Annotated in this window: 11 protein-coding genes and 3 pseudogenes; 8 read left to right on the top strand and 6 right to left on the bottom strand. The window is 60.4% G+C overall.

Annotated elements, in window-relative coordinates; translation table 11 throughout:
- The 3 genes and pseudogenes from phaC to ACS5Q1_RS22010 all read left to right on the top strand — a co-directional run.
- The coding region (gene phaC, locus ACS5Q1_RS22020) for a class I poly(R)-hydroxyalkanoic acid synthase (RefSeq protein ID WP_473100182.1) at positions 1–1,372 on the top strand (1,372 nt) is incomplete at its 5' end.
- A gap of 359 nt (positions 1,373–1,731) precedes the next feature.
- Positions 1,732–1,932: pseudogene (locus tag ACS5Q1_RS22015) on the top strand (HU family DNA-binding protein); the annotation flags it as partial.
- 133 nt (positions 1,933–2,065) lie between these two features.
- Complete coding sequence (locus ACS5Q1_RS22010) at positions 2,066–2,743, top strand: hypothetical protein (RefSeq protein WP_473100181.1); 678 nt, start codon at positions 2,066–2,068, stop codon at positions 2,741–2,743.
- Between the two features lie 259 nt (positions 2,744–3,002).
- On the opposite strand, the pseudogene ACS5Q1_RS22005 reads toward ACS5Q1_RS22010, so the two are convergent.
- A pseudogene (locus tag ACS5Q1_RS22005) lies at positions 3,003–3,609 on the bottom strand (IS6 family transposase); the annotation flags it as partial.
- A gap of 230 nt (positions 3,610–3,839) precedes the next feature.
- Between ACS5Q1_RS22005 and ACS5Q1_RS22000 the strand changes: the two are divergent.
- The 3 genes from ACS5Q1_RS22000 to ACS5Q1_RS21990 all read left to right on the top strand — a co-directional run bounded on the left by ACS5Q1_RS22000 (position 3,840) and on the right by ACS5Q1_RS21990 (position 5,254).
- Positions 3,840–4,001, top strand: coding sequence for a hypothetical protein (locus ACS5Q1_RS22000; RefSeq protein ID WP_473100180.1), 162 nt, complete (start codon positions 3,840–3,842; stop codon positions 3,999–4,001).
- A 27-nt stretch (positions 4,002–4,028) separates the two neighbouring features.
- Positions 4,029–4,694: a GTP cyclohydrolase I gene (folE, locus tag ACS5Q1_RS21995; protein WP_473100179.1), complete on the top strand. Its 666-nt coding sequence runs from the start codon at positions 4,029–4,031 to the stop codon at positions 4,692–4,694.
- A gap of 62 nt (positions 4,695–4,756) precedes the next feature.
- A complete protein-coding gene (locus ACS5Q1_RS21990) occupies positions 4,757–5,254 on the top strand; it encodes a PACE efflux transporter (protein ID WP_473100178.1) in 498 nt (165 codons plus the stop codon).
- Between the two features lie 44 nt (positions 5,255–5,298).
- On the opposite strand, the gene ACS5Q1_RS21985 is transcribed toward ACS5Q1_RS21990, so the two are convergent.
- From ACS5Q1_RS21985 to ACS5Q1_RS21965, 5 genes are all read right to left on the bottom strand, one after another.
- The gene (locus ACS5Q1_RS21985) at positions 5,299–5,673 is read right to left on the bottom strand and encodes a 6-carboxytetrahydropterin synthase (RefSeq protein ID WP_473100177.1); all 375 of its coding nucleotides are present in this window, start codon (positions 5,671–5,673) and stop codon (positions 5,299–5,301) included.
- Positions 5,674–5,872: 199 nt separating this feature from the next.
- The gene (locus ACS5Q1_RS21980) at positions 5,873–7,810 is read right to left on the bottom strand and encodes a putative bifunctional diguanylate cyclase/phosphodiesterase (protein ID WP_473100176.1); all 1,938 of its coding nucleotides are present in this window, start codon (positions 7,808–7,810) and stop codon (positions 5,873–5,875) included.
- 118 nt (positions 7,811–7,928) lie between these two features.
- Positions 7,929–8,696 (bottom strand): ABC transporter ATP-binding protein, encoded by a 768-nt coding sequence (locus tag ACS5Q1_RS21975; RefSeq protein ID WP_473100175.1) that lies wholly within the window; start codon positions 8,694–8,696, stop codon positions 7,929–7,931.
- Complete coding sequence (locus ACS5Q1_RS21970; RefSeq protein WP_473100174.1) at positions 8,684–9,427, bottom strand: ABC transporter permease; 744 nt, start codon at positions 9,425–9,427, stop codon at positions 8,684–8,686. The genes ACS5Q1_RS21975 and ACS5Q1_RS21970 overlap by 13 nt, the downstream gene beginning before the upstream one ends.
- 6 nt (positions 9,428–9,433) lie before the next feature.
- On the bottom strand, positions 9,434–10,462 hold the full coding sequence (locus tag ACS5Q1_RS21965) for an ABC transporter substrate-binding protein (protein WP_473100173.1): 1,029 nt from the start codon (positions 10,460–10,462) through the stop codon (positions 9,434–9,436).
- Positions 10,463–10,816: 354 nt separating this feature from the next.
- Here ACS5Q1_RS21965 and ACS5Q1_RS21960 point away from each other — a divergent pair, with 354 nt between their 5' ends.
- Positions 10,817–11,080: a hypothetical protein gene (locus ACS5Q1_RS21960; protein ID WP_473100172.1), complete on the top strand. Its 264-nt coding sequence runs from the start codon at positions 10,817–10,819 to the stop codon at positions 11,078–11,080.
- An 823-nt stretch (positions 11,081–11,903) separates the two neighbouring features.
- Positions 11,904–12,615: pseudogene (locus ACS5Q1_RS21955) on the top strand (IS6 family transposase).
- Positions 12,616–12,803 lie beyond the last annotated feature (188 nt).

The raw sequence follows: 12,803 nt of genomic DNA, 5'->3' as shown, positions 1-12,803 counted from the left end.
GGTCGAGGCCACAGAGGGGCTCGACCCGGAAGCCCAGCGCAAGGCCCGCTTTTATACCAAGCAGATCATCAACGCGCTGGCGCCCTCAAACTGGATCTTCACCAATCCCGAACTCCTGCGCGAGACCTTCGCCTCGGACGGCGAGAACCTTGTGCGCGGCATGCAGCTGCTGGCCGAGGACATCGAGCGCGGGGGCGGGCAGCTCAAGATCCGTCAGACCGATCCGACCCAGTTCGAAGTCGGGCGCAACCTGGCGATCACCCCGGGCAAGGTGGTTTATCAGAATGCCCTCATGCAGCTGATCCAGTATGCCCCCACGACCGAAAAGGTGCTCAAACGGCCATTGCTGATTGTGCCGCCCTGGATCAACAAGTTCTACATTCTGGACCTCAATCCCGAGAAGAGCTTCATCCGCTGGGCGGTGGATCAGGGGCACAGCGTCTTCATCATCTCCTGGATCAACCCGGATGAGAGCCTCGCGGCCAAGTCGTTCGAGGACTACATGCGCGAGGGCATCCTCGAGGCTTTGGACGCGGTCGAGCAGGCCACAGGCGAGACGGCCGTGAACGCCATCGGCTATTGCGTCGGCGGGACCTTGCTCTCGGCGACGCTCGCCTACATGGCGGCAATGAATGATACCCGCATCAAGAGTGCGACGTTCTTCACCACGCAGGTCGACTTCAAGCAGGCCGGCGACCTGAAGGTGTTCTCGGACGAGGGTCAGATCCGGGCGATCGAGCGCGACATGAGCCAGTGCGGCTATCTCGACAGCAGCAAGATGGCCACGGTCTTCAACCTGCTGCGCTCCAACGATCTGATCTGGCCCTACGTCGTCAACGTGTACCAGAAGGGGCAGGAGCCGCTGCCGTTCGACCTGCTGTACTGGAATTCGGACGCGACCCGGATGCCGGCCGCTAATCACAGCTTCTATCTGCGGCGCTGTTATCTGCAGAACGATCTGGCGGAGGGCCGGATGGAGTTTAGCGGCACCCAACTCGATCTCTCGGCCATCACGATCCCGATCTATCATCTCGCCGCGCGCGAGGATCACATCGCACCACCGCAGTCGGTGTTTGTGGGGGCAGGGCGCCTGGGCGGCCCAGTAACCTTCGTGCTGGCGGGCTCCGGGCACATCGCCGGCGTCATCAACCCGCCGTCTCGTGGGCGCTATCAGTACTGGACCGGTGGGGCACCGGAGGGATCACTCGAGACATGGCTCGATCAGGCGGAGGAGCATCCAGGATCCTGGTGGCCGCATTGGCAGGCTTGGATCGAGGCGCAGGACCGCAGGCGGCTCAAAGCACGGGTAATCGGCACGGGCAAGCTCACGCCGATCGAAGATGCGCCCGGCCGCTACGTGCGGGCACCATAAAGCAATCTCTGAGCAACACCATAAAAGAGGATCCCATCAGCGACTGCCTCGGTAGAGAGCAATACGCATTGGACGGATTGGCTTGGCTGGCACCTCGTCATCTCATCAGGAACCGCTCGGCTGGGCAGTGGGTGACAAAAGCAGCTTTGCTCCAAGCGAATACTGATCATGCGTTGCGCGCATAGACCCATCGAAGAAATTTCATTTCAAGATTTGTTCTGATTTGATAATGCCGTTGCGACGAGCCGCGTCTCTACCCTGCGGCGTCGTTCCCTTCAGAGGGAGATGTCCTCTGCACCTCCGGTCGCTGGCAACAGCGGCCTTTTTCTTGAGTGCAGGATTAGCGCCAAGGGATCATCATGGCGGGCAAGACGATCACTCGGGCCGCTCTGGCCGAAGCCGTTGCTGCCAAAGTCGGCCTCTCCCAGGCAGAGTCGGCCAACTTAGTCGGGCAGGTTCTTGAGGAGATGAGCACGGTTCTCGCAGCGGGCGAGAGCGTGAAGCTGTCAGGCTTTGGCGTTTTCACCGTCCGCCACAAGAATGAGCGCGTCGGCCGCAATTGGGATCTCTTGGTCATCCCGAGCCTGTGTTTGTGCAGGGACGGTGCCGCACTCTCTTCCCTGGCTCGTCCTCACACCCTAGCTTGGGGGAGCTGGCTCAACCAGCATCACTCGTTGTGGAAGGCTGACATCGATGAGCACCCCTCGTGTCTTTCTGCTCGCCTCCGCCTTGGCCCGGCTGATTGAGAAGGAGAGGGGAGGCCACCATGTCCGGCAGGGCTTCTTCCCGGATCGGGCAGGCCGGAGCGCCCACGTGGAGGTGGCAGGCGATGTCGGTCATCTCATCCTCGTCTCCCATTCCTCAGCCAGCCCGCTCGAGGAGCCCGCTGCGATTTCCCGTCCGCAGGCCGAGGCGCTGCTCGACCTGACCGCCGGACGGACTGAGCATTTGAGCCTCAGCGTGACCATCGGCTCTCACACAGCCATCATTCAGCGGTTCATCGCCCCGGCGCCGCTCGATCTGATCAGCCTTGCGTTCCAGCACGATAAGACAGCCCGGAAATTCCAGCCGCCGGCGTGGTTCGGGCCCGAGGTCACCGAGGATCCCGGCTACCGACCCCGCTCCCTGGCTCTCGCCGGCCTGCCGTCCACTCCGGAGGTGGAGGTCACGGATGCGGCGCTCAACAGCCTGCTCGATGCCCTGGAGGACCGTGCTGGCGAGCCCCAGCCGCAACCAACCCGGGTGGCGCGTGCGCCTGAGACATCCGAGCCCGCTTTGGATCCTGAGGCTGAACAGGAACTCGATCGGCTCAACATTGAGGACAGCGTGATTCGAGAACTCGCCCGTTCGTTGCAGCCGCAGGGGCACTGAGCCTTCACGCGAGATGATTGAGTTCGCATCGGAGGGGCCCCCGCAGGCACGCGGCTGGCAACAATAACCGTCGACCCAACCCGTGGTTTTCGCCCCGAAGGTAGATTGATCAAGCTGGGGATGCCTGTGTGGGATGCAATAGCGCTGTGATGCTTTGGCGCCATAGTAGTTGTCGCATGTCACGGCATTGCAGTACTGCACCGGGCTCTGTCGCGAATTTTCGATGCCGACAGAAAGAGGGCTATGCCGCCCTCAGGCCTCACGCAGCTAGTCTGTTGAATTGCTCGCCGAGAGATTGCGGCCGATTACAGGCATACTTCGCCTGCTGTTTGCGCATCGTGTGCACCATCTCGATGCTGCTCAGGATCGCCCGCGCAGTGGTCGTGGATTCGAACCCGAGCATGGGCCAGATCCGCTGCTTGACCGCACGATGATCCTGCTCGATGCGATTATTCAGGTAGCGGCCCCGCCGGTCCTGATCGGTTTCAACTTGCGTCCCGAGCTGTCACCCAGACGGTCTGTCGTATCACATGACAGATTGCTTCTCGGTTCGTCTGACTGCCATCAATCACGATCCGCTTGGGCTGGCCGTGGCGCTTGAGAGCTTTGCGCAGGGAGCGCTTGGCAGCGGTCACTTTGCGCCGCTCACTGAACCAGAACTCGACCGTGTCGCCGTTGTTGTCGATGGCGCGCTAGAGATACCGCCCCTGTTCACGAACGTTGATATAGGTTCCACCGACCTGTCTTTCGCCGCTGACCGGCCGCTTGCGTCGATTGAACTGCTCCGGCAGGAGCGGCGCATAGTCGACGGTCCAGCGAGGGACAGTAGTATGGTCGACCGCGATCCCGCGCTCGGCCATCTCCTCCAAATGAACGGAGGCTCAACCTGACCTCAATTCACGGGTCGGTATGTGCGGCATTATCCTTCGTTTTGCCTCAGGTAGTTGCGCATGTTTCGCGTGCTTGGCAGTTGTCCATCTCCCACAGCACAAGACTTCCGTAACATTATTCAACCATGCTCTAGGACAATTTGCCATAAGGGACAATCTTCTCAGGTTTCGTCAGAGCTGGTAACAGTATGGATGGGGGCACGACCATGAAAACCTACGAGCTTGAGAAGCAGCGCAAGCTGGATGGCCTTCAGGCCCAGCGGGCGCGGCATGAAAAGGCAATCTGCATCACCCTCACGATCGTCGTGATCGTAGCTGGGGTGACGATTGCCTGGTTCATCAATTATCTCTTCGGTCAGTCGACATAAGTAACCAATAACTCTGCAGGGGCCATTATGAACTTCCATGCTCACCAGCTTCATCTCGCACGCCTGTGCAACGAGACGCTCGACCAGCCTCTGAGCGAGGCCGAGCGCGAGGGGATGATCGCCGCGGCCGCCCGGAAGCTGGAGGAGTTGTTCGACATCCTGCGCATCGATCATCAGAACGACCACAACACCCGGGAGACGCCTCAGCGCGTCGCCAAGATGTATGTCGAGGAACTCCTGGAGGGCCGCTATACCGCCCCGCCCAAGATCACTGAGTTCGACAACGCGCAAGACTACGACCAACTGATTGTCACAGGTCCACTTGAGGTGCGCTCCATGTGTGCGCATCACATGATGCCGATCTATGGCGCGGCTTACATCGGCATTGTGCCAGTTGCTGACAGCAAGATCATCGGCTTGTCCAAGTACGACCGCATTGTCGCGTACTTCGCCGCCCGGCTGCAGATTCAGGAGGAACTGGTCAAGCAGATCGGCCAGTACATCATGGACATGACCGCACCGCGGGGGCTGGCGGTGCGCATCAGCGCCGTGCACATGTGCAAGACCCAACGTGGCGTGCGCGCCAGCCACCGCAGCCGCATGGTCAACACCTACTACTGGGGCGAGATGGCCGATAGTGCTGACCTCAAGCGGGAGTTCCTGCAGGAATGTACCGCCCTCGATCGGGCATGATCGGCATAGGCCTAACGCACCTGAGTGGCTCAGCCCACCCCTTCACTTGAGGCATTTCGATCATGCGCGCACCTTCGGATCGCCTCCGTTATGCTATCAGTTTTGAACTCGGCGGCCTTGCTCTTGTGTCCCCGCTTGGCGCATGGGCCTTCAGTATGCCGGTGGCGGACATCACTGTAGTGAGGATTGCCTGTGCGAGCATCGCAACTCTGTGGACATACCTCTATAATTTAGCATTCGATTCCATCCTGCAGCGCACCACCGGCGCAATTGACAAGAGCATCCCCGTTCGGGTTCTGCACGCGGTCCTGTTTGAGATCGGGCTGTTGGCCATGCTGACGCCGCTCATGGCCTGGTATCTCGGCATCAGCCTGGTCCACGCCTTTCTCATGGACGTGGCGTTCGCCCTCGTCTTCATCCTGTACGCACTCGTGTTCACTTGGATCTATGATCGTGTTTTTCCTGGACCTGCGGCGCAACAATCGGCGAGGCCTCAGCCAAGTTCTCCGGGGAATGCGCCAAGTTGGAGCGCAGAACGGATGAAGGCATGGCCCGCCTGAGAAGCCATGACGGGGTTCACGCCATTGGACAGGCCGATAGGGCACTAGGCTGCGAGGCTGGCTTCGCTCGCAGCTTCACCACGATAGATGCAGCCTTCCGTCGAGCCGGGCATCCCGCGCTTGAGCTCGACCTCTTCGAGGTTGGGAAACCGAGCCGTCACGAGTCTCCAGATATAGGGGGTGACGTTCTCGAGCGAGGCGATGCCGATCTCAGGGTTGAGATCGAGATTGCCGTGATCGAGGCCCGATCCGTGCTCGCCCTTGATTTCCTTGATGTAGTTCTCGACGTTGTAGAGATTGACCGGCCAGCCATTGACCTCGTTGATGGCGCCGCCGAAGGTGAGCTTGACGATAAAGGTGGGCCATGCAGCCCGGAATAGGGAGCTATTGAGTGCGCAGCCTCGAACGTAAACTCGCAATATGTCTTCATTGATCGTGCCCCTGACCGTTATTTTCTTTCGCGGGAACAGAGTTCTGAACACCATAGATCCTGAGTTGGACATTTCCTATCCCGTCGCACTCGCTGCGGCCATAGGGAGTTGCCGGTCTGGTCGGCGCCGTGTGCAGGCTCAGAGAGGTTGCCCGGCTTGCAGCTCACATCACATCGTCACCCTTCGTTTAGCCTGACAGTGCCGACAACGCTGGATCCAGCGAATAGACCAGTTCATGGGCCGGCTTAGGACGTCCGAAGTAGTAGCCCTGGGCCTCGGTGTAGCCCGCCGTCTGGACCTGGAGGAGTTGCTCCTTTGTCTCGATGCCCTCAGCAACAGTGGACATGCCAAGGCCAGCGCCAAGACTTGCGATCGATCGTACAATCGTCATCGCATCACGTCGTGATAAGAGATCCCGCACAAAGGACCGGTCGACCTTGATCCGGTCGAATGGAAAACTGCGGAGATAGCTGAGCGATGAATAACCTATGCCAAAATCATCAATGGCAATCCGCACCCCGAGCCGGCGCAGCTCATGCAGAGCCGCCATCGTCGCTTCGGTCTCATCGAGCAGGGACGTTTCGGTGAGCTCCAGTTCAAGCCGCCCTGGAGCAAGCCCCGTGCTCTCCAGCGCGTTGCGCACGCTTTGCACAAGGGTTCCGTTGCGGAACTGAACAGGCGAAACATTGACGGCAACCTTGATGTCCCGCGGCCATTGGACCGCTTCAGCGCAAGCCATTTGGATGACCCACTCGCCCAGCGGTGCAATCAAGCCAATGTCCTCGGCGATCGGAATGTACTCTGCCGGCGAGACCTTGCCCCATTTGGGGTGGCGCCAGCGAAGAAGAGCCTCGAAGCCGTTGATCTCATTGAGCTGGATATCAACCTGGGGCTGGAAGAACAGCTCGAACTCGTCGTTTGCCAGAGCCGTGCGCAAGTCGATCTCAAGCGACCGGCGTGCATCCAATTGCGCTTCCATGCTCGGTTCGAAGGAGCAAAACAGGCCGCGCCCCTGGGATTTCGCCGCGTAGAGGGCGAGGTCTGCCCGCTTCAACATCTGGTCGGGCGAGACAATGCCTGCCTCAACTGCAGCGATGCCGATGCTGACCCCAATGACGATCTCACGCTCGTCAACAGAGTAGGGAGCGCTCAGCCGCTCCACAATGCGCCTCGCAAGTACAGTACTGGTGTCGAGCCCGGCCTTAGTCTCCAGCAGGAGACCGAACTCGTCGCCACCAAGACGAGCGACGATGTCGCCATCGCGTAGGCAATTCCGCAGGCGATCAGCGACGATTTTCAAAAGCGCATCGCCGATCTCATGACCTAAGGTATCGTTGACGCTCTTGAACCGATCAAGATCCAAGCACAGGACAGCAAATCGAAGGCCCTCTTGCCACCACCTGCCGAGATGCGTCTCCAGTTGCTCCTGGAAAAGCACGCGGTTCGCCAGCCCAGTCAGTGCATCGTGTCTGGCGGCATGGGTGAGATGACCGGTGAGAGCATGGAGGTCCTTATGGGCTCGTTCCAGCAATTGATGATGCCTGCTGAAGAGGCCAATCAGAATCAGTCCAAGCAGGATCAGACCGACAGATAGCCCCGAGAAGATCCAGTACAGGCGATTGAGCTCGTGCTGATCCTGGGCGATCCTCTCGCCGCCCCGGATCTGGGCGTAGGATGCGAGTTGCAGCAACCGTGACTCCAGCGGCTCCAAGAGCTGAAGCGCCTGCTGAACCGAGCCAGGGCGTTCAAGGTCTGCGATGAGAGGCTGCAATAACACCAAGGCATCGGCGAGACGGTGGAGCGTTGCCAGCTGATCAGCATCGTCCTGAATGATGCTTTGGAAACGGCCCTCGATGAGGAGCTTTGCCCGGCTGAGAAGGATCTCGAAGCGGAGTTCAACTTCGTCCTTGTCGACGCCACGACCCGGGACATTGAAAGCATCCAACCGACGCTCGACGCGCATGAACTCTGCAACCGCTTGGCTGGCCTGCCAAGCCGGATTATAATGTGTAATATCTCCCAGGACCTTCTGACGTTCTGTCACCAGCACCGCAATGTAGGCGCTCGCCAGGAGGAAGCAGACGGTAACGGCACCAAAAATCACTTTGAGCGTGCGCAGTGACACAGACACATCCTTAGGCGATTAGGTGCTGATCCTATCTCACGGATCATGACAGAATCCTGTTAAGTATCTGTGGATGGGGAAAACTCTGATGCTAAGAGCGCATGCCCTGAGCGCAAATTTAGATCATGCCGCCATCGGTGACGATATCGGATGTCAGTCCGGCGCGCAGGGCTTTTGCGGTCTGCGCGAGACCTGCATCTTGACGCTGGCGCGGGTGCGGACTGTCAATGCGATGCTCGGCGACGATCCGTCCAGGGGATCCTGAGAGAACGATGACCCGATCCGCCAAATAGGTCGCTTCATCGATGTCGTGCGTCACGAATAGGATCGTCTTACCCGTCTTCTGCCAGATGCGGATGAGCTCGTCCTGGAGGCTCTCGCGGGTAATCGCATCGAGAGCCGAGAATGGCTCGTCCATGAGTAGAACCTCGGGCTGGACCGCAAGGGCCCGTGCCAGGGAAACCCGCTGGCGTTGCCCGCCCGACAGCTCATGCGGCCAGCGCTGCGCCAGATGGCCCAAACCGACGAATTTGAGCGCGTCTTTAGCCTTGGTCCGGCGCTCACGGCGGGGCGTATGGGGATGCTCCAGCCCGAAGGCGACATTGGCGATCACACGGCGCCAGGGCAGCAGACGGGAGTCCTGAAACACGAAGGCCACAGGCCGGCGCTGCGGATTCTTCGCGATAACCCGCGCCGTGCCGGCATTGGGACGCGCAAGTCCTGTCAGCACGCGGAGCAGGGTGGACTTGCCGACACCGGAAGGGCCGACGATGGCGAGGAACTCGCCGCGGCGCACATCCAACGAGAGGCGGTCCAACACGGTGGTCTTGTGGCCATCTCTCTCGAAGGCGAGCGAGAGGTCCCGGATTTCGATCACGCTTTCCATCGCAACAGCCATCCTTGCAGGGCCACGAAAGCCGTGTCGAAGAGCCCATACAGGGCTGCCATGGTCAGCATATACACCACGACCACATCGGTCGCGAGAAGGCTGGACGCCTGCATCATGCGCTGCCCCAATCCGCTCACGCCAAAGATTTCAGCCGCTACAACGGCCATCCAGGCTTGTCCCAGAGCGGTGCGCAGACCGACTAAAATGCCAGGAGCGGCTGCTGGGAGCAGGATCTTCTGCAGGCGCCGCAAGCCAGAATGGAACCCGAAAGCCTCTGCCACCTCTACAAGATCGCGGTCTACCGTGCGCACAGCGCCATGAGCCGCAAAGTAGACGATCCAGAACACCCCGACCGCAATGATGAACACGGCCGCCGGCGTACTGACGCCGAACCAGATGATGGCGAACGGAACCCAGGCAAGACCCGGGATCGGACGCAGCACCCGCACAATCCAGGCCGTAAAGCCTTCCGCGCTTCGGTACATGCCGGTGACGATGCCGAGAGCGACTCCAAGTCCAGCGCCGACGCTCAAGCCCGTGATGTAGTGGCTGAGACTGCTGGTCACAGCGGTCAACCAGGCACCACTTATGACTTCCTTCAGAAAGGCGGTCGGGATCGCGCTGGGACCGGGCAGCATCGCCGCATTGACGAGGCCCAGACGCGGAACGGCCTCCCACAACCCGAGAAAGATGAGGAGGCCGAGGCACGAAAGCAGGAGAAGGCGCATAAACGATCAGTTGCTCTTGGTGGCGCGCTCGTAGAAGCGTGGTTCGAACAGGCCTTCGAACGGCAGCTCCTTGCCGAGAGAGCCCAGCTTGACCTGATAAGCCTGCATGAGGCGCGACGACTCGACGATCGTGCGGGGATCGATCTGGAACTTGGTCGCCGGTGAGGAGAGCGCCTTGCGGATCGTTTCGCTGTCCACGATCCCCTTGCCGAGAGCAGCTTCCAGCGGCGGGACAGCACGATCAGGAGTTTTCGCAAGGAGATTTGCGGCCTTCACGAGTCCGCTCACCAAAGTCTGAACGGCGTCTGGGTTCCTCTCAAGGAGTGCTCCTGACACGGCGACGACCGTTCCAGGCTGGCCGGGGAACATCTCATCGCCCAATGCTACCAGCTTAATGCCGGGATTGCGTCCCTGCACGATGGTCACGGCCGGCTCGCGGATGGTCGCGCCCTCGACCGCTCCGGCCAGAATGGCCTGCTGCGTTGCGTCGATGCCCATGGGCACGATCTCGACATCGGCCTTATCCGCCTTGGCCTGCTCCCACAGCCAGTACTGCAGGGTGGTGTTCGGGACTGAGCCTGCCGGCTGGGTTGCAAGTCGTGCTGGCTTGCCCTCCGCGGCGCGGTAGTTCTTGAACGCCCCAGCATGAGACGTGCCCGAGGTGAAGTATTTGGCGAGTTTCGGAGAGGCCACGAACACGTTCTCAGCTGTTGCCGTTGCGGCAACGACGCGCACATCGATACCCTTAGACCGAGCAACCGCCAGCGGCGCCACACCGGCCACGTAGATGTCGATGGTGCCCGAGGCGAGGGCCTGGATCATATTGGGGCCGGACTCGAACGTGGTGACGGTGAGATCGAGGCCGCCCTGCTTCAGCCAGCCTTCGTTCTGCGCCACGAACAATGGGGCCGTTCCAATGATCGGGATGACGCCGACCCGTGCAGTGACCGATGCCTTCTGCGCGAGGGCTTGCGGACTGATGATCATCGCAGTTGCAAGCACCCCGGCACAGGCGAGGAAAATGCGCCGCTTCATTGAGTTCGCCCCGCTTTTCGAGACACGCAATTTGCCAGCGTCATCGGCAAACTCGTGGTTAGTCCATGGTGCCGAGTAGGGCATTGGGGTCTCCATATCCGGATGCATCGTGTTGCCTGTAAAACCGATTGCTCTCGGCTTCGGCTGCTTTAATTGGGTGCCGAAGTTGTTCTTTAAAAAGAACAAAGTCAAGTCGAATGGGTTGGCTGGTTACCCAAAGCGGCAGCCGAGATCGCCGCTATGAAGGTCGATTGCCAACCGAAGGAGAAAGAAATTCTTCTAAGCCGCCGGAAAGTAGAATAATCCGCTACAGGGAACTGTCCTATAGAAAGAGCATTTTTCCTTGCACCGCCAATGAGCTATAGCCTGATCCAGCTGGCGCCCGGCGCCTATGATCTCCTCTTTGACGACACCATCGTCGCCAGCATGGTCAGGAGCGGCCTGCGCCAGCCCGACACCTGGACCGCCGAGCTGCTCGAGGAGCTGCCGCGCAGCCAGCGGCCCTGGCCCTTCTGGGATATCGAGCACAGCTTTCCGTCGCTAGAAGAGCTGTGCGCCTGGCTCGGTCAGCCGCCGGTGAAGACCAACAACCGGCACACCGCCTCGCAGGGGGCGTGAGGAAGAAGCGCCCCGGCCGAGGCGCTGTCTGAAAACCGCGACCGGGGCGCTGGTGTGCCATGGGAGTGAGCACACTTTGGATGTAGGCCATCCTGAACCCTTGGCAATGCTGCTTTCGGCGGCCGACGGATCAGCCACATTGGGCCGGCTGTGTGTTCCTCCGGCTACAGACATCAGTGCCGGAATTGGTCACATACCGCGGGCCGAGCGGCGAGATTGATTGCCGTTACCTCTGCCCCTTTGCCAGAACCAGCTGCCTTTATTGAAGGTGTTCAACATATCGCAAACACAGGTCGCAGCGTCTGATCACTCTCCCGCTGCCCCAACATTCACGCAGGCGGCCGTGCGGTTTACCATCGCGTTTGCTGCCCTGATCGGCCTGAGCCTGCTGCTGGCCGGGCTTTGAGGCCGCATGTTTCAGCCCCTGTGCCCATTCTCCGATACAGCCAAAGCGCCGATCATCGGACATTCTGGCTCCTGTCTTTGAAGGAACGGCTGGGGGCCGATCCTTCCTGGCAGGGAAGCGCCTCAGCCATGCACGGGGCGCTTCTCTTTGCCGAGGCAGGCAAGGCGTCATCATAGACTCGGAGTAGGTTGAGAAGTTGCGGGGGGAGGGCAGATCGACGCCGCAAGGCGAGGCTCCCCTGTGATTCACCGGCCCAGTCCCCATAGCAGAGTCGCTCCCAGTCCAAAGTCATTGTTCAGATGAAGCGTCAACAAACGTCCTTTTCAGTCGAAATTAAGAAGTCCCGCACCCAAGGCCAGCGTCACCGGCATCGTCAGGTTAACAGAAGGGTGACGGGCTGCTGGCATAGGCAAGGGCATGAAACTGACCCGTCATCCTCGCTACGCCCGCCACCGCTTCCCGAGTGAAGTGATCAGCTACGCGATTTGGCTCTATTTCCGGTTCCCCCTGAGCCTGCGCATGGTCGAGGAGATGCTCGCGGCCAGAGGCATCGAGGTCAGCCACGAAACCGTGCGGCAGTGGGCGAGGAAATTCGGGCAGGGCTTCGCCAACCAAATCCGGCGACGTCTGCCCGCGCCCGGGGACAAGTGGCACTTAGACGAGGTTGTTATCAGCATCGCTGGCCGGAAGCATTGGCTCTGGCGAGCCGTCGATCAGCATGGGGGTCGTTCTCGATATCCTAGTTCAGAGCCGCCGCAATGCAAAAGCCGCCAAGCGCTTGCTGCGCAAGTTGCTCAGGAAGCAGGGCATCGCACCGCGGGTGATGATCACGGACAAGCTGGCCAGCTACGGCGCAGCCAAACGAGAGATCATGCCGGCTGTGGAGCATCGCCAGCACCGAGGCCTGAACAATCGCGCGGAGAACTCGCATCAGCCGACCCGACGACGCGAGCGCATCATGAAGCGGTTCAAGTCAGCCGGACAGGCCCAGCGTTTCCTCTCAGTCCATGATCAGGTAGCAAACCTCTTCCGCCGGCCCAGCAACACCAACGCCGCTGATCATCGCCGTGCCCGCGCTTGGGCCTTTGCAACTTGGATCGAGGTGACTGGCCATGCTGTGAGCGTCTGACCGGCTGATCCTATGGGGCTCCGCGACGTCAGCCCGTTAACCTGACGATGCCCCTTGGCGGCCCTGCGGCTGAGCGCCAACAAATCTTCAGCCGATCTGTGAGCCGGCGGGCCGCAGAAGCTCATCAAACGCAACGCCCGCTTGAGAGGCGGGCGAGGGCGGTTGCTGCAGTGCAGCTGATGTCAGGC

The sequence above is a fragment of the Microvirga sp. GN3 genome (genome assembly GCF_055792825.1).
This window is presented reverse-complemented; position numbering and strand designations above follow the sequence as displayed.